Genomic DNA, 15,503 nt, shown 5'->3' with positions numbered 1-15,503 from the left:
AACTTTCGGTGCCTTCCTACGATAAGTCAACATCGATTCACCCTTCGGGTTCATCGTGTTTCCTTTATCTCGTCAGGCCCCTAAAAAGTTTGTACGTCGCTAAACGGGCGCTTGCGCTTTTGTTCTTTCCCATTGACGCCATTTCGCTAGTATGATACAGTATAAGAAACCAAAAAATCCTTTAGTTCAATAGAGTGATAACGAGATAAAGAAACAGGATGTGAGTTTATATGTTTTTGCCAGCAGGCAGCAGAGATGAAATGGGGGCTTCGATTGATCATCGCTTTCATGTTATGGAAGTATTCAGAAAAGTCATGACAATGAGAGGGTATACTCTCATTTCAACACCCGTTGTTGAGTATGCCTCTACTTTTACGAATCAGTATGTGGATATGAAATTGCAAGATATGATGAAATGGTTTAATCCGGAAGGTGAAATTGAGGTATTACGTCCTGATTGGACAACATCGATTGCGCGCGCCTTGTCAACCCAAGCAAAAAACCCACAAAAATGGGGATACATAGGTTCTGTTTTTAAACAATCGATCCCTGGGATAGAATCGCATCAAATTGGTGTGGAAATCCTTCATTACCCCCCATTAATGGGGGAGGGAGAAAGTTTATTAATGGCTAGCTCTTTATTGAAAGAGCTAAAGATGGGAGATTGTCTCATTGAATTAGGGCACACAGAAATTTTTGAAAGTTTAGTCAGGCCATTAACTTTGTCTCAAGTAGATGAAAAACGATTAAGGCAGGCGATGCATGATAAGAAAAAGGATGAAGTTTATCAAATTGCTCTAAACGGTAAAAACCAACAAAGTGCAATAGAATTAGCCTCCCTAGTTGATGCATTTGGCTCTTTAGATATTTTATCAGAATACGAAGAACGTTGGAAAGAGCGAACAGATTTGTTGGAGATATTAGCCCACTTGAAAAAGCTTGCGAGAATCGTAGAAGCTTCAGGCAGTCAGGAAATCTTAATTGACCTAGGGCGAGTGAAAAATCTTCCTTATTATTCGGGTACGATGTTTAGAGGGTTCTTAAAAGAAACGGGAGCGGATTGTTTCTCAGGAGGAAGGTATGACCGGCTATATGAACAATTCGGAGAACGAAATTCCGCTGTTGGCCTCGCTTTTGATGTCGATGTATTAGCAGAACATGTTGAAGAAACGAATGATTTCACTCATATTTGCGTCATTGCTTCCGAAGACACTTTCGTGTACGCAGAGCAATTGCGAACGAAATATAAGGACGCAATTGTGGATATTCAAACGGAACCATTGGCACATATTCAATATGATGTCATGTTAGAAATCGTTGAAAAAGATGGGAAGATTGAGGTGTTGGAAAGATGACGAAACCGATTGTCGCTTTAACAAAGGGGAGGGTAGAGAAGCAGTTTATCCATTTTCTTGATGACCGCGGATTTGATGTCGCCCCTTTACTTGATAAAGGCAGAAAGCTTCAGGTGGAAACGGAGCAATTTTTCGCCTTTTTTGCCAAAGGCATCGATGTTGCCACATATGTTGAACATGGGATCGCGGACCTTGGTATCGTGGGGGAGGATATTTTACTAGAGGTCCAGCCTGACGTTTTTGATTTACTTCCCCTTCCGTTTGGCCAATGCCGTTTTGCTGTTGCTGGAGAACCTGATTCAAATAAGCCATTAGGGAAGCAAAAAATTGCAACGAAATATCCAAATATTACAACAAACTATTTTCGAAAACAGGGTAAATCTGTTGATATTGTGAAATTGGAAGGTTCTGTTGAATTGGCTCCTCTTTTAGGTCTTGCTGATGATATTGTCGATATCGTGGAAACAGGTAATACATTAAAGGAAAACGGCTTGGTTGTAAAAGAAGAGATGTTCTCGATTTCTGCCCGTTGCATTGCCAATCGCAATTCATTGAAATTAAAAAAGGCGATTCTTTACCCTTTTATCGAGGCCTTTCGGCTTGAGGAGGTTGTCAAATGATTTCGGTTTATTCTCCAAAAGAATTTACAAAGCGATTTATTTCTAAAAAAACAAAAAAACAGCCGTTTGCGGAGTCGACAGTAAAAACCGTTCAATCGATTATTGAAAATGTACGTCAGAATGGCGATATCGCTTTACAGGGATATATGGAAAAATTTGATGGGGGAGCACCAAAAAATCTTGTTGTGACAAAGGAAGAACGAAAAGCAGCATGGGAAGAAGTTCCCACAGATGTTGTAGAAGCTCTACAGAAGGCCGCGAAAAATATCCGTTCTTTTCATTCCAAACAACTCCAACAATCGCGGATGATGGAAGTCACAGAGGAAGTGATTTCAGGACAGTTATTTCGCCCGATTGAGCGCGTCGGTATTTATGTTCCAGGTGGAAAGGCATGCTATCCATCCAGTGTTCTAATGAATGCTATACCAGCTGTGTTAGCGGGAGTATCTCAACTCGTTATGGTTACTCCAGCAAAAGCAGGTAAAATTGCGCCTATATTATCTGTTGCAGCAGATATAGCCGGGGTACAAACCATTTATAAAGTAGGCGGTGCCCAAGCGATTGCCGCATTGGCCTATGGGACAGAAAGTATCGAGCCCGTCGATAAAATTGTTGGGCCAGGAAATGAATATGTGGCTGCTGCGAAATCACTCGTGTTTGGCGATGTGGGCATTGATATGATTGCCGGTCCTTCAGAGGTCGCGGTCATTGCGGACGAAACCGCGCGCCCCAAATTTGTTGCGGCAGATTTAATTGCCCAAGCGGAGCATGACGAAAAAGCCCGTGCGTTTTTATTTACGACTTCAGAACAGCTTTTAAATGAGACAATAGTAGAATTGAAAAAACAATGTGCAAGTTTATCAAGGAGAGAGATTGCAGAAACCTCGTTAAAAAACGAAGGTGGAGCGATTTTAGTGGAATCGGTCGACGCAGCTTTTAATCTTGTGAATCAATTGGCGCCTGAGCATCTAGAAATTCAAATAGCCAACGCCCTCTCTTATTTAGGGAAGGTGAAAAATGCTGGTTCTGTATTTATTGGTCATCATACCCCAGAATCAGTTGGTGATTATTTTGCTGGACCGAATCACGTTTTGCCTACATCAGGGACAGCTAGATTTTCATCCGGATTGTCTGCAGACGACTTTATGAAAAAAACGACTTACGTCTATTACTCAGAACAAGCTTTACAACATGCTGCCCCGTATATTGAACGTATTGCAGAAAAAGAAGAACTTGCTGGCCACGGCCGTGCTGTTGCCATCCGTATGAATGATATTAGTGAATAAGCAGGAGTGAGAAAGATGAGAACAGCTTCTAATCAAAGAGAAACAAAGGAAACAAAAATTGCGCTGGAATGTCGTTTAGATGATCCAAGTCTCGTGGAGATTGAAACAGGTGTAGGTTTTTTTGACCATATGCTTGAAGCCTTTGCTCGACATGGGCGGATTGGATTAACCGTAAAAGTTGAAGGTGATTTACATATTGATAGTCACCATACTGTTGAAGATACAGGGATTGTGTTAGGGAAAGCTGTACGAGAAGCGTTAGGGGATAAGGTAGGGATAGTCCGCTATGGAACATCCTATGTTCCAATGGATGAAGCATTAGGTTTTGTTTCATTGGACATTAGTGGACGCCCGTATCTTCATTTCGAAGGCGATTTTACTACTCCATCTTTAGGGAATTTTGACACAGAATTAGTGAAGGAATTTTTCCGCGCCTTTGCCTTCAACGCAGGGATTACCCTACATGCGCGCATTCTGTATGGAGAAAATACCCATCATAAAATTGAGGCGCTTTTTAAAGCATTAGGTCGAGCATTAGCTGAAGCGGTACGGATTGATCCAAATATCAAAGGGGTTATTTCAACAAAGGGATTGCTTGAATAAGGGCCGACAGGATGTTGGTCAAAACGGTTAAAGACATGGGGACGTGGCGAACTTAGCCGTTTATCCTTCGTTCTACCTTATTATCCAAGTTTGTACGTCGCTAGACTATAAGGGGGCAAAAAAATGATTATTTTACCAGCAATGGATCTCATTAACGGACAATGTGTGAGACTTTATCAAGGAGATTTTAAACAAACAACGCAAGTAGGGAGTGCTCCAGAATCTCAGTTACATACTTTTATAGAGGATGGAGCGAAGATTATCCATATTGTCGACTTAGATGGGGCACGATCTGGGGAACCGGAACAACTCGATTTGATTTCAAAGCTAGCTAAGTCCAGCTCTGTTCCAATTCAAGTAGGCGGCGGAATTCGGACGCTAGAAACAATTAAAGCTTATATTGAAGCAGGAGTATCTAGGATTGTAATTGGAACGGCCGCACTTGAGGATGAGGCATTTCTAAAAGCAGCTCTAGAAGATTATCAAGAGCATATTGTGATCGGCATTGATGCACGCGATGAAAAAGTGGCGACAAGAGGTTGGGAAACAGAAACCGAGGTCGATTATATCGAGTTTGCTCAAAAAATGGAACAGTTAGGTGTAAGGAGGATTGTCTTTACAGATATTTCCAAGGATGGAACGATGCAAGGGCCGAACCTTGAACAATTGCGGAAAATCCATGAGGCTGTAAGCTGTGACATCGTTGCCTCAGGGGGAATTCGCAACCAAACCGATTTAGAGGCGATTGCTGAAATTGGCATCCAGGAAGCAATTGTTGGGAAAGCGATGTACGAAGGCACAATCAAATTAAGGGGTTGAACAAATATGTCAGCAAAGAAAATTATACCTTGTTTAGATTTCAAAGATGGGAAGGTCGTGAAAGGTGTCCACTTTGAAGGGCTTCGGGAAATGGGAGACCCTGTTGAATTGGCTGAAGCTTATTGCCGGGATGGCGCAGATGAGCTCGTATTTCTTGATATTTCGGCGACCACCGAAGAGCGTGATACTCTAGTTGATATGGTTAAAAAAGTAGCCGAAAAAGCGACAGTTCCATTTACCGTTGGTGGTGGAATCAAATCAATGGAAGATGTTGAGAGGATTCTGAGTGCTGGGGCTAACAAGGTAGGAATTAATTCTGCCGCCGTACAAAATCCTAATTTCATTGCAGAAGCTACGAAAAAATTTGGTTCAGACTCCATTGTGGCGGCGGTCGATGCTAAGCTTGCTTCAGATGGGACTTGGCATGTCATGACACATGGAGGACAAAAGGATACAGGTTTGGATGTGATCGGTTGGTCGAAAAAATTAGAACAACTTGGCGCTGGATCGATTTTACTAACAAGTGTGGACCGCGATGGTGTAAAAGATGGATATGATCTTGAACTAACGAAGGCGATTGTTGAGGCGGTTTCCATTCCTGTTATCGCTTCAGGAGGATGTGGGAATGCCGAACATATTGTCGAGGTATTTGAACAGACCAATGTAGCTGCTGCCTTAGCCGCATCCATTTTTCATGAAAACACGACGAGTATTCAGGCCGTAAAACAGCTTTGTCTTGACCAAGGAGTGAATATGAATGAAGCCTGATTTTTCTAAAGGTCTCATCCCGGCTGTTATCGTTGATGATCAAACCGATGATGTGCTTATGCTCGCATATATGGATGAAACAGCGTATGAACGGACGCTTGAAACGAAGGAAACATGGTTTTATTCCCGTTCACGTAAAGAATATTGGCATAAAGGAGCAACATCAGGGAATCGCCAACTGGTCAAATCCGTTCAGCTTGATTGTGATCAGGATACGCTCCTAATTCGAGTCGACCCCCTAGGACCTGCTTGCCATACAGGCGAGAAATCTTGCTTCTTTCATTCCATCGAGGGAGAACAGACGCGGTCCTCGGAACAAACAATCTATGCCCGTTTGATGAATGAAATTCAAGAGCGGAAAACGGAGCCTGTGGCCGGTTCTTATACAACTTACCTTTTCGAAAAAGGAACAGATAAGATCGCGAAAAAATTGATTGAAGAAGCGGGCGAAGTTATTATCGCCGCTAAAAATCAAGATAAGGATGAGATTGTTAATGAGTGTAGTGATCTACTCTATCATTGCCTAGTCATATTAGCGGACCAGGGAGTCCCCTTGGAAGAGGTAGAAGCCGAACTTGAAAAAAGATCGCATAAAAAAGGAAATGCGAAGAAAGAACGAACAGAAATAGAAAATTGGTGAAATCAAGCTCCCATTCATGAAGGGAGCTTGATTTTCTTATGAGTCACCCATTTACAAATTAAAACAACTAGGTCTAAAGATATGTGCATTTTCGTAAAAAGAAATAAAACTTTGGAACTAATGGTTACAAAAAAAGGTAATTATGCTATGATTTAGTAAAAAGGTCATGTGGGGGAAGAATGATGTTTATGGCAAAAAAGAGAGAACAACAACAAATGAATGCATTACTTGAGGAAATGGATCAATTAAAAAAGTCCTATGAAGTGAAAGAAGAACAAGACCGAGAATGGTTTTTGAACATAAAGAATGAGTTGCAAGCAGCCATTTCGCAGCATGAAAAAGTAAATTCTCAACATGGTCGATTGGAAGAGGTTATCTCGCGAATAGAGAATAGATTTAGCAATGTGTATGAGATTAGTGAACAATCAGCGCAAAAATCAAACCATCTTTACGAAAAAGGAATGTCTTTAAAAAACTTTTCAGTAAGGAAGGTAGAACGGTCTCAACAAAACGCTGAAAATGTAAAAAGTACAGCGCAGATCATTCAAGAATTAGGGAAAGAAATTGAATCCTCTGAAGAAAATATGAGTCATCTAAGTGAAAGATCTGTAGAAATTCAATCGATTGTCGGTGTGATTGAGGATATCGCCTCCCAAACCAATTTACTTGCTTTAAATGCCTCGATTGAAGCGGCAAGAGCAGGAGAATCTGGCAAGGGATTCGCGGTTGTGGCCCAAGAAGTCCGGAAATTAGCCGAAAGTACGGCCGACAGCACAGCCAATATTCAATCTTTGACAAATGCCCTGCAAGTAGAAATCGATAATGCTTTGCAGGCGACAAAAAAGAGTTCAGAACTGATTGAAAAAGGAATACTTATGAGTGAAAAAGCCGCACAAAATGTAGAAGAGATGATGGACATTATTAAAGAGAGCCAATTAGATATTGGGGCAATAGAGAAAATGATAGAGGAACAAAAGCAATTCGCAGATTCTGTTCGGAATGAGTTAGAAGAAGCGCAAACACTTTTTGTTCATGCGCATGAAACGATTATTGAACATATCGAAGATGCTAAAATCGTTGATGAACGCTTAGAAAATGGGATACAACAATTACAAAATTAAGAAAAGCTGCCAAAGTTGGCAGCTTTTCTTAATGTATTTTCCTAAATGTAGTATGATAAGAGGCATGAACTTGTGAATAAAAAGGAGTAATCGCCCCGATGAAAAAAACATTTTTATCGAATTTTAATCCCAATACACAAACGATCTGGAAACAATCTGGATTTACACATCCAACAGACGTACAAGAAGCTGTACTCAATGCGGTTTTGGATCGAGAAGATATAATCGCAAAATCTCCAACAGGAACTGGAAAAACGCTTGCCTATCTTTTACCACTGATCGAGAAGATTGATGAAGAAAACTCATCTATTCAAACGGTTATTTTAGCACCATCACGAGAATTAGTCATGCAAATTTACCAAGAAGCGCAGAAGTGGACGAATGGTACAAATATCAGAACGGCGTCCTTTGTCGGTGGGGCGAACATCAAGCGACAACTGGAAAAATTAAAAACACGCCCCCAGATTGTCGTCGGTTCACCTGGACGAATTTTAGAGTTAATCAAATTAAAAAAGCTAAAAATGCACGAGGTGCAATCGATTGTCCTTGATGAGGGGGATCAGCTTTTAAATGAGGAGCACTTGAATACAGTCCGGACGATTGTGAAGTCCACCATGAATGATCGGCAATTATTATTATTTTCAGCTACATCCATTAAAGAGCCAGATCAAATAAAAGCGATGACAGGGAGAGCACCCAAATTCATTACGGTTGAGCAAATACAATCACAAACGGTTGATCGCACAGACCATCTGTATTTATTATGCGAGCCACGGGACCGTGCTAAATTATTGCAAAAAATAGCCGCTATGAAAAAAGTGAAAGCTCTTGTGTTTGTCCGTGATCGGGGAAATATGAATGTGCTCTATGAAAAATTAAAATATGAAAAAGTCCCTGTCGGCCTGCTTCATAGTGATTTGAATAAAAGGGAAAGAGAACAAGCCTTAACCTCTTTGCGTAAAGGAGAAATCACTTTATTGTTGGCCACTGATATTGCGGCAAGGGGCCTTGATATAGAGGGACTTACTCATGTGATCCATTATGATTTTCCGATTGATTTGGATCAATACATTCATCGTTCTGGTAGAACCGGTCGCATGGGAAAGACGGGCACGGTCGTTTCATTTGTTACCCCAAGGCAAGAAAGGGAACTTAAAAAGTTTGCCAAAAAGCTTAAGCTGCCCATCCAGTTGAGGCGTATCTATAAAGGAAATTTCGTCGAAACAACCCAACATAAAAAGAAAGGAAAGAAGAAAAATGATTAAAGCAGTGGTCTTCGATTTTGATGGTTTAATTTTAGATACAGAAACAGCTTGGTACGAGTGTTATAAAGAGGTGCTCGCTGGTTATGAAGTGGAGTTGCCTCTGCCCATTTTTGCACAAATTATTGGTACAGATGATGCTGCCTTTTACCAATATATGGAGGAACAATTACAAGGAAGTGAAGAGATAGAAGCGATAAATGCGGCTGCTTTAACGCTTCATAAAGAAAAAATGGCCACGATCGTTCTTCGTGAAGGGGTAAGGGAATTTTTAGACGAAGCAAAGGAGTTAAACCTGCGCATTGGATTAGCGACAAGTTCAAGTGAAAGCTGGGTGAAGCCTTTTCTTGAGAAATATGATCTACTTAAGTTTTTTGAGACGATTCAAACGAGAGATCAGGTAACGAAGATTAAACCAGACCCGGAACTTTATGTAAAGGCGGTCGAAGCGTTGGGGGTAAAACCGGAAGAGGCGATTGCCTTTGAAGATTCGCTGAATGGCTCTCTAGCCGCGAAAAGAGCAGGTATGAATTGTATCATTGTCCCCAATCCAGTGACAAAAGACCTTGAATTCCAAGAGTTTGATGCAAGGATTGAATCGATGGGTGGACAATCGTTAAGGACACTTATGGATGATATTACGAAAAAGTCAGTTTAAAAGATTGGAAGTGAGACCGTATGAACCAAACCAACCTTCTATATGAAAAAATTCCTTATTCCATCGACCGGTTTTTTAATACATATACTTCACTAACAGTAGATTCGACTCACCATGTACTTTTAGAGAGCGGGCGTTCCGGTAGATACAGTATTGCTGGGATCCAGCCTTTTGCTATCATTCAGGGTGAAGATCAAACATTAAAAGTGGAACAAGCCGGAAAGACAAGAATAGTGGAAGGAAAACCGCTTGCAGAACTTGAGAAGTGGATGAAGTCTTTTTCTTTCTCGCCTGAACCAGGACTCCCCGATTTTCAAGGTGGGGCCATCGGCTATATTAGTTATGATTATAGCCAGAGTATCGAAGAGTTGCCTAATCTGGCAGAGGATGATTTGCAACTTCCTCTTCTTTATTTTCTCATTTTTGATGAGTGGGCTGTCTACGATCATGAAGATGAATGTTTATGGTTGATGGTATATAATCGGGCAGAGTCAGAAAAGAAATTAGCAAGGCTAAAACAAAGTTGGTTGAGCTCCCCTTGCAGAGAAGAAAAGCATTTTGAGAAGATCGATATAGACAAAAAGCTTTGTGTTTCTTTTACAGAGGCGGAGTTTGTGGCGGCTGTCCAAAAGATTCAAGCCTATATAAGAGAAGGAGATGTTTTTCAAGTGAACTTGGCTGTTCGGCAATCCAGGCAAATCGGGATTCCGCCTATAGCCATTTATAAGGAATTAAGAAAATTAAATCCTTCTCCCTATATGGGGTATCTTCATACTCCTGATTTTCAAATCGTTTCCGGCTCTCCTGAGTTGTTGATTCAAAAAAGTGGACAGCATGTGAGCACAAGACCGATTGCGGGGACGAGACCAAGGGGACGAGATGACAACGAAGATCAGGCATTAGCCAATGAACTGATTGAAAATGAAAAAGAACGTGCAGAACATATTATGCTAGTTGATTTGGAAAGGAACGATCTTGGACGTGTCTGTGAATATGGTTCCGTTCATGTTGATGAATTCATGATAGTGGAAAAGTATTCGCATGTGATGCATATTGTTTCTCATGTCAGTGGCCAGTTAGCAGAAGAAAAAACGGTTTGTGATTTAGTAGAAGCGATGTTCCCAGGTGGAACGATCACGGGGGCACCGAAGATTCGGACATTGGAGATTATTGAGGAGCTCGAGCCTGTTAAACGGGGGATTTATACTGGGTCGCTTGGTTGGATCGGTTTTAATAAAGACTTACACTTAAATATTGTGATTCGAACGATGATCGTGAAGGATGGGATGGCCCATGTACAAGCGGGGGCGGGAATTGTGATCGATTCGAATCCCGGAGCAGAGTATAAAGAATCGCTCAAAAAAGCGGAAGCACTTTGGAAAGCGAAAGAATTGGCTGAGCAGAAGGAGACCGTCCGATGATTCTGATGATTGATAATTATGACTCTTTTACCTATAATCTTGTGCAATATTTAGGTGAACTGGGAGAACCTGTTGTTGTCAAAAGAAATGATAAAATCAGTCTAAATGAAATCGAGCAGCTTTCCCCTGAATATATTGTGATTTCACCTGGTCCCTGTACCCCAAATGAAGCAGGTATTTCTCTTGAAGTCATCCGTTATTTTTCAGGGAAGATTCCGATATTGGGAGTTTGTTTAGGACATCAAGCAATTGCTCAAGCCTTTGGGGGGAAAGTAGTGAAAGCAAAACAACTGCTGCATGGAAAGACTTCGCAAGTCTACCACGATCAACAGACAATGTATGCCGGGGTACCTCTTCCTTTTCGGGCGACAAGATATCACTCTCTCATCGTTGAAAGGGAGAGTTTACCAGACTGCTTAGAAATTACCTCTTGGACGGCAGATGAGGAGATCATGGGTATTCGCCATACAAAATGGGCCGTGGAAGGAATACAATTTCATCCTGAGTCGATTACGACAGAGGCAGGAAAAAGGCTTTTAGCTAATTTCTTACACACTTATCGGATAGGGGTAGTTTAAGATGTATATGTACATCAATGGCGAGTTTATCCGCCAAGAAGAGGCGAGGATTTCCCCGTTTGATCATGGTTATTTATATGGCTTAGGGGTCTTTGAGACATTGCGCACATACAATGGGCATCCTTTTTTGCTTGAAAAACATTTAGATCGATTAAATAGCGGATTACAACAACTGCAAATCTCGAGACAATTCAAGTATGACGAAGTATTGAGGTGGATTCGAAAGTTATCAGAGCTAAATGCTTTGCCTGATTCCTATATTCGTTTCAATGTATCCGCTGGTCCCGGGCAGGTAGGCATTCAAACGACTTCCTATGAAGCACCGACGACGATCATTTTCCAAAAGGAACTTCCAGCACTCAAGCCATTAAAGGAAAAAGAAATCATCTTTTTAAGATTATCTAGAAATACCCCGGAAATGGACACGCGTTTAAAATCGCATCATTTTATGAATAATGTGATCGCCAAACGAGAAGTAGGTCCAGATCCAAATAAAGAAGGAATTTTTCTGACTGAGGAGGGCTTTTTAGCAGAAGGAGTGACATCGAACCTATTTTGGATTCATGACAAAGTGCTTTACACACCCGCAGTTGAAACAGGAATTCTGAAAGGCATTACCCGGGAGTTTATATTAGTACTGGCAACCCAGCTAGGCTTAAGGGTAGAGGAAGGATTTTATCAAAAAGAAGATTTACTAGGGGCAGAAGAAATATTTTTGACCAATTCTATCCAAGAAATCATTCCGGTTAAAAACTGGAAAGAGCAAATCTTTGCTGGAAAGAATGGGAGCTATACCCAGCAACTCTACCAATTATATCGCCAGGCTGTGGACGAATTTAACGGAAGATCCTTTGAGCATCCACGAAAAGGTCTGTCTAGAGAAGATTTCTAGACAGACCTTTTGCAAAGCCTCGTTATTTTTTGTCATCTGGGGGACGATCAACTGTGTGAGCATCTTCTGAGTTGAGTGGACCACGTAAGAAAAAGACGAGAAAAAGGGCGACTAACAAAATCACCGCGATCATGCCGATTGCAATTCCTACACCCATTCTTATTCCTCCTCATTTTGTTAAATTTGAACAGAAGGGACTCTCTTCATACTCATTAGTATTATATTCCCCCATAAATATATTCTAAAACAGTCTATAAAAGAACAAAAGCGCAAGCATCTGTACAGTGCGTACAAGCTTGATAAAAAAGTTGACAATATTCCTAAGCAATACAAACAGGCACCCTAACGTTAGGATGCCTTTCTAATACTTCCGAATATATTTTATAACTTGTTATTTTCTTAAGATAAATTGCCGCGGTTGTATTCTTTCTTAAACCTAAACGACGTAAGCCCTACCTCTCATACATCCTTACGGCTCCGAAGCCGATCCAGTGTGAATAAGTCTTTGCTAAAAAACATAGTAAGAACGCCAAATCATTTATTTCATCTGTAAATTTATTTCCAAGTTCATTCGATAAGTAATAACTATTATATCACGATAAATTGTTTTCAGCAAGCGCCTATTACTGGTTCACTCTATTTTTCTTTTTTTTCAGTGTCATCTTCATTGGATAAACCTTGCGTTGCTTTTTTAAATTCTCTCAAAGTACTGCCCAGCGCCTTTCCTAATTCAGGTAATTTACGAGGGCCGAAAATAAGTAGAGCAACAATAAGGATAATAACAAGACTGCCGATTCCTGGTCTCACAAGAGGCATCTCCTTTTTTATTTATATCATACTCCTTTTTGGACAAATTTAAAAGCAATCCAATTGAAAGAACCTACAAAAATCACGTAATGTAAATTTTATGTAAATGTTTTGTTAAGAGTATGTCGCAAATTGACGAATTACGCTATTATAATATAGCTTGATTGATTATAAAGGGGAGAAAGATAAAAAATGTTTAAGAAAAAAGAAGATCAATTTTTTATTCATTTAGCTAATATCTCTGCTAATTTGACGGAAAGCATGAATTATTTCACCGATTATAAGCTAAGCAATTTGGATGACCTGAAAATCTTCTCCGAAAAAATGAAAGAGTACGAAAATAAGGGAGATTCCCTCGTGCATCAGGTAATACTAGATTTAAACAATGTATTTATCACGCCCATAGAACGTGAAGATATTTTAGCTTTAGCCATGAATATGGATGATGTACTGGATGGTCTAGAGCAAACGGCGGCGCTATTTGATATGTATTCTGTGACAGCGGCAGATGATTATATGCTGCAATTTGTGGATGCAATCCAAAAATGTGTCAAAGAAATGGAAAACGCCATTGAATTATTATCCAAAAAGAAGCTCACTCTCATTAGAAGCAATGCGATAAAAATGAAAGAGTATGAATCACAGTGTGACGACATTTTACGGGTTTCGATAAAACATTTATTTCAAGTTGAGAAAGATCCTATACGGATTATTCAATACAAGGAAATTTATGAGGAGCTTGAGGAAGTCGCGGATTGCTGTCAGAATGTCGCCAATACTTTTGAAGCCATTATTATGAAAAATGCTTAAGGAGTCATACAAACATGAATACATTTCTGATCGTAACGACTTTAATCGTCCTTTTTGCAGTCACGTTCGACTTTATTAATGGGTTTCACGATACGGCTAATGCAATCGCAACTTCGGTTTCCACAAAAGCCTTGCAGCCGAGGCATGCGATAATATTAGCTTCTGTCATGAACTTTGTGGGGGCTATGACGTTTACGGGAGTGGCTAAAACGATTACGAAGGATATTATCGATCCTTTTACACTCGAAAATGGTACAACCATTATTCTTGCCGCACTACTGGCTGCCATTATTTGGAATTTAGTCACCTGGTATTATGGAATTCCTAGCAGTTCCTCCCATGCACTAATTGGGGCGATTGCCGGTGCAGCCATTGCCGCCTCTGGATTTCACGCGTTAAATTATGGTGGGTTTCTAAACATTATCAAAGCGTTGATTTTGTCTCCTATTCTAGCTTTTGCCGTCGGCTTTATCGTGTATAGTATCATCAAAGTTATTTTTAAAAATAGCAATTTGACGAAAACAAACAAAAACTTCAGAAGGGTACAAATTGCGACAGCAGCTTTGCAAGCCTACTCTCATGGAACAAACGATGCCCAAAAAGCGATGGGGATTATTACGATGGCTTTAATCGTCAATAATTACCAACAATCAGATGATATTCAATTATGGGTGCAATTTATTTGTGCTTTCGCGATGGCGATGGGAACCGCGATGGGCGGCTGGAAAATCATTAAAACAGTCGGTGGGAAAATTATGAAAATCCGTCCGGTCAGTGGAGTGGCAGCAGATCTAACAGGCGCCACGGTTATCTTCGGTGCAACGGCTATTGGTCTACCAGTCAGTACAACTCATGTTATTTCATCTTCCATTTTAGGGGTTGGTGCTTCTCACCGCTTAAAAGGAGTAAAATGGGGAACCGCTCAAACGATGATCATTACTTGGCTAATCACCTTACCGATTTCAGCAATCCTTGCAGCAATTTGCTTTTTTATTCTTAATTTATTTTTTTAAATGAACGTTTTTTCTTGCAAACAAGTCTGTGCCAAATCATATTTTCCCATAAAAATTCGGGAGCAATGATGTGTTGATCAAAGAGCTCTACAGCTAGGTTAAAAAGTCAGATTTACAGTAATATGAAAGCGACCACCTAAAATAGGTGGGTCGCTTTCATATTACTAAAATCCACCGCCAACGTAAGCAGTTCCAACAATGATTAAAAGAATAAACAGAACCACGATTAAAGCAAATCCTGACCCATATCCGTGTCCATATTCGCTCATCATGAATCACCTCCTTTCAATAAAATGGGGAATTTCTAGAATTCACCAGCGACAACCACGTCTATGTTCAACGATTTCATTTCTAGTGATAGGTTTGTAAATATGTTTAGGTACATCTACAACATTTAGACGATTAACATGCACAACGGGATGGATAATTGGCTGTGGCCGGCGAATAAAACGATTCCTGACCATATATTTTGGGGGACAAACGATTGGCCTATTACGGGCAAACAATTGAATCACCTCCATTCATTACTATTAAATGATTGAAAGCTCCTTTTTGAAATGGACAAATACATCGTAGAGGACATAAATAGGTTAAAAATGGTTTTTGAACTATAGTTACCATTGGTCTCGGAGGATGAGGGTGGTTGAGTGTTATTAAGGTACTGTAAGTCAGTTTTGCAGTAATGTGGCAGCGAGCTAGCTTAAGGCAGGGGGTCGCTTTTTTATGGTCTAGGAAATTATAAAATTCTCGACTTGTGGATAACTGTTTACGTTGCGGTTTGACATCCAGCTCCAGCGCCCAGCGACTAGCAAACTTTCGGTGCCTTCCTACGATAAGTCAACATCGATTC

Annotated in this window: 18 protein-coding genes; 15 read left to right on the top strand and 3 right to left on the bottom strand. The window is 40.5% G+C overall.

Features of this window, described 5'->3' with window-relative positions; translation table 11 throughout:
- Positions 1 to 230 precede the first annotated feature (230 nt).
- The 13 genes from KI363_RS20580 to pabC all read left to right on the top strand — a co-directional run bounded on the left by KI363_RS20580 (position 231) and on the right by pabC (position 12,023).
- Positions 231 to 1,355, top strand: a complete 1,125-nt coding sequence (locus KI363_RS20580; RefSeq protein ID WP_158321940.1) for an ATP phosphoribosyltransferase regulatory subunit — start codon at positions 231 to 233, stop codon at positions 1,353 to 1,355.
- Positions 1,352 to 1,975, top strand: a complete 624-nt coding sequence (gene hisG / locus KI363_RS20575) for an ATP phosphoribosyltransferase (RefSeq protein ID WP_158321939.1) — start codon at positions 1,352 to 1,354, stop codon at positions 1,973 to 1,975. The genes KI363_RS20580 and hisG overlap by 4 nt, the downstream gene beginning before the upstream one ends.
- On the top strand, positions 1,972 to 3,261 hold the full coding sequence (gene hisD, locus KI363_RS20570) for a histidinol dehydrogenase (protein WP_212967490.1): 1,290 nt from the start codon (positions 1,972 to 1,974) through the stop codon (positions 3,259 to 3,261). Before hisG ends, hisD begins: the two co-directional genes overlap by 4 nt.
- 15 nt (positions 3,262 to 3,276) lie before the next feature.
- The gene (gene hisB / locus KI363_RS20565) at positions 3,277 to 3,864 is read left to right on the top strand and encodes an imidazoleglycerol-phosphate dehydratase HisB (protein ID WP_158321937.1); all 588 of its coding nucleotides are present in this window, start codon (positions 3,277 to 3,279) and stop codon (positions 3,862 to 3,864) included.
- Between the two features lie 123 nt (positions 3,865 to 3,987).
- Positions 3,988 to 4,683 (top strand): 1-(5-phosphoribosyl)-5-[(5-phosphoribosylamino)methylideneamino]imidazole-4-carboxamide isomerase, encoded by a 696-nt coding sequence (gene hisA, locus KI363_RS20560; protein ID WP_158321936.1) that lies wholly within the window; start codon positions 3,988 to 3,990, stop codon positions 4,681 to 4,683.
- A gap of 6 nt (positions 4,684 to 4,689) precedes the next feature.
- Positions 4,690 to 5,451 (top strand): imidazole glycerol phosphate synthase subunit HisF, encoded by a 762-nt coding sequence (hisF, locus tag KI363_RS20555; RefSeq protein ID WP_212967489.1) that lies wholly within the window; start codon positions 4,690 to 4,692, stop codon positions 5,449 to 5,451.
- The gene (gene hisIE / locus KI363_RS20550) at positions 5,441 to 6,091 is read left to right on the top strand and encodes a bifunctional phosphoribosyl-AMP cyclohydrolase/phosphoribosyl-ATP diphosphatase HisIE (RefSeq protein ID WP_158321934.1); all 651 of its coding nucleotides are present in this window, start codon (positions 5,441 to 5,443) and stop codon (positions 6,089 to 6,091) included. The genes hisF and hisIE overlap by 11 nt, the downstream gene beginning before the upstream one ends.
- A gap of 182 nt (positions 6,092 to 6,273) precedes the next feature.
- Complete coding sequence (locus tag KI363_RS20545; protein ID WP_191967437.1) at positions 6,274 to 7,212, top strand: methyl-accepting chemotaxis protein; 939 nt, start codon at positions 6,274 to 6,276, stop codon at positions 7,210 to 7,212.
- Positions 7,213 to 7,310: 98 nt separating this feature from the next.
- Positions 7,311 to 8,477 (top strand): DEAD/DEAH box helicase, encoded by a 1,167-nt coding sequence (locus KI363_RS20540; protein ID WP_212967488.1) that lies wholly within the window; start codon positions 7,311 to 7,313, stop codon positions 8,475 to 8,477.
- Entirely contained in the window at positions 8,470 to 9,132 is a 663-nt protein-coding gene (locus KI363_RS20535; RefSeq protein ID WP_212967487.1) for an HAD family hydrolase, read from the top strand. Before KI363_RS20540 ends, KI363_RS20535 begins: the two co-directional genes overlap by 8 nt.
- A 20-nt stretch (positions 9,133 to 9,152) precedes the next feature.
- The gene (pabB, locus tag KI363_RS20530; protein WP_212967486.1) at positions 9,153 to 10,553 is read left to right on the top strand and encodes an aminodeoxychorismate synthase component I; all 1,401 of its coding nucleotides are present in this window, start codon (positions 9,153 to 9,155) and stop codon (positions 10,551 to 10,553) included.
- Positions 10,550 to 11,131, top strand: coding sequence for an aminodeoxychorismate/anthranilate synthase component II (pabA, locus tag KI363_RS20525; protein WP_158321929.1), 582 nt, complete (start codon positions 10,550 to 10,552; stop codon positions 11,129 to 11,131). Before pabB ends, pabA begins: the two co-directional genes overlap by 4 nt.
- Before the next feature lies 1 nt (position 11,132).
- On the top strand, positions 11,133 to 12,023 hold the full coding sequence (gene pabC / locus KI363_RS20520; RefSeq protein ID WP_212967485.1) for an aminodeoxychorismate lyase: 891 nt from the start codon (positions 11,133 to 11,135) through the stop codon (positions 12,021 to 12,023).
- Positions 12,024 to 12,045: 22 nt separating this feature from the next.
- Here pabC and KI363_RS22310 read toward each other — a convergent pair whose 3' ends face one another.
- Positions 12,046 to 12,180 (bottom strand): hypothetical protein, encoded by a 135-nt coding sequence (locus KI363_RS22310; protein ID WP_281414149.1) that lies wholly within the window; start codon positions 12,178 to 12,180, stop codon positions 12,046 to 12,048.
- A gap of 479 nt (positions 12,181 to 12,659) precedes the next feature.
- Positions 12,660 to 12,839, bottom strand: a complete 180-nt coding sequence (locus KI363_RS20515) for a twin-arginine translocase TatA/TatE family subunit (RefSeq protein WP_158321927.1) — start codon at positions 12,837 to 12,839, stop codon at positions 12,660 to 12,662.
- 183 nt (positions 12,840 to 13,022) lie between these two features.
- Between KI363_RS20515 and KI363_RS20510 the strand changes: the two genes are divergently transcribed.
- Together KI363_RS20510 and KI363_RS20505 are read left to right on the top strand one after the other, a co-directional pair.
- Positions 13,023 to 13,640: a DUF47 domain-containing protein gene (locus KI363_RS20510; protein ID WP_158321926.1), complete on the top strand. Its 618-nt coding sequence runs from the start codon at positions 13,023 to 13,025 to the stop codon at positions 13,638 to 13,640.
- A 14-nt stretch (positions 13,641 to 13,654) separates the two neighbouring features.
- The gene (locus tag KI363_RS20505; protein ID WP_158321925.1) at positions 13,655 to 14,653 is read left to right on the top strand and encodes an inorganic phosphate transporter; all 999 of its coding nucleotides are present in this window, start codon (positions 13,655 to 13,657) and stop codon (positions 14,651 to 14,653) included.
- Positions 14,654 to 14,817: 164 nt separating this feature from the next.
- Here the strand turns inward: KI363_RS20505 and KI363_RS20500 are convergent, their stop codons facing one another.
- Complete coding sequence (locus KI363_RS20500) at positions 14,818 to 14,922, bottom strand: YjcZ family sporulation protein (RefSeq protein WP_158321969.1); 105 nt, start codon at positions 14,920 to 14,922, stop codon at positions 14,818 to 14,820.
- Between the last annotated feature and the right edge of the window lie 581 nt (positions 14,923 to 15,503).

Origin of the sequence: Lederbergia ruris (assembly GCF_018332955.1) — a bacterium.
In the GTDB taxonomy this organism is placed as follows: Bacteria; Bacillota; Bacilli; order Bacillales; family Bacillaceae_C; genus Lederbergia; species Lederbergia ruris.
This window is presented reverse-complemented; position numbering and strand designations above follow the sequence as displayed.

Bases quoted from the DNA above. Each gene is read 5' to 3' on its own strand.
- KI363_RS20580 (WP_158321940.1), top strand. From the start codon at position 231: ATGTTTTTGCCAGCAGGCAGCAGAGATGAAATGGGGGCTTCGATTGAT.
- hisG (WP_158321939.1), top strand. From the start codon at position 1,352: ATGACGAAACCGATTGTCGCTTTAACAAAGGGGAGGGTAGAGAAGCAG.
- hisD (WP_212967490.1), top strand. From the start codon at position 1,972: ATGATTTCGGTTTATTCTCCAAAAGAATTTACAAAGCGATTTATTTCT.
- hisB (WP_158321937.1), top strand. From the start codon at position 3,277: ATGAGAACAGCTTCTAATCAAAGAGAAACAAAGGAAACAAAAATTGCG.
- hisA (WP_158321936.1), top strand. From the start codon at position 3,988: ATGATTATTTTACCAGCAATGGATCTCATTAACGGACAATGTGTGAGA.
- hisF (WP_212967489.1), top strand. From the start codon at position 4,690: ATGTCAGCAAAGAAAATTATACCTTGTTTAGATTTCAAAGATGGGAAG.
- hisIE (WP_158321934.1), top strand. From the start codon at position 5,441: ATGAAGCCTGATTTTTCTAAAGGTCTCATCCCGGCTGTTATCGTTGAT.
- KI363_RS20545 (WP_191967437.1), top strand. From the start codon at position 6,274: ATGTTTATGGCAAAAAAGAGAGAACAACAACAAATGAATGCATTACTT.
- KI363_RS20540 (WP_212967488.1), top strand. From the start codon at position 7,311: ATGAAAAAAACATTTTTATCGAATTTTAATCCCAATACACAAACGATC.
- KI363_RS20535 (WP_212967487.1), top strand. From the start codon at position 8,470: ATGATTAAAGCAGTGGTCTTCGATTTTGATGGTTTAATTTTAGATACA.
- pabB (WP_212967486.1), top strand. From the start codon at position 9,153: ATGAACCAAACCAACCTTCTATATGAAAAAATTCCTTATTCCATCGAC.
- pabA (WP_158321929.1), top strand. From the start codon at position 10,550: ATGATTCTGATGATTGATAATTATGACTCTTTTACCTATAATCTTGTG.
- pabC (WP_212967485.1), top strand. From the start codon at position 11,133: ATGTATATGTACATCAATGGCGAGTTTATCCGCCAAGAAGAGGCGAGG.
- KI363_RS22310 (WP_281414149.1), bottom strand. From the start codon at position 12,180: ATGGGTGTAGGAATTGCAATCGGCATGATCGCGGTGATTTTGTTAGTC.
- KI363_RS20515 (WP_158321927.1), bottom strand. From the start codon at position 12,839: ATGCCTCTTGTGAGACCAGGAATCGGCAGTCTTGTTATTATCCTTATT.
- KI363_RS20510 (WP_158321926.1), top strand. From the start codon at position 13,023: ATGTTTAAGAAAAAAGAAGATCAATTTTTTATTCATTTAGCTAATATC.
- KI363_RS20505 (WP_158321925.1), top strand. From the start codon at position 13,655: ATGAATACATTTCTGATCGTAACGACTTTAATCGTCCTTTTTGCAGTC.
- KI363_RS20500 (WP_158321969.1), bottom strand. From the start codon at position 14,922: ATGAGCGAATATGGACACGGATATGGGTCAGGATTTGCTTTAATCGTG.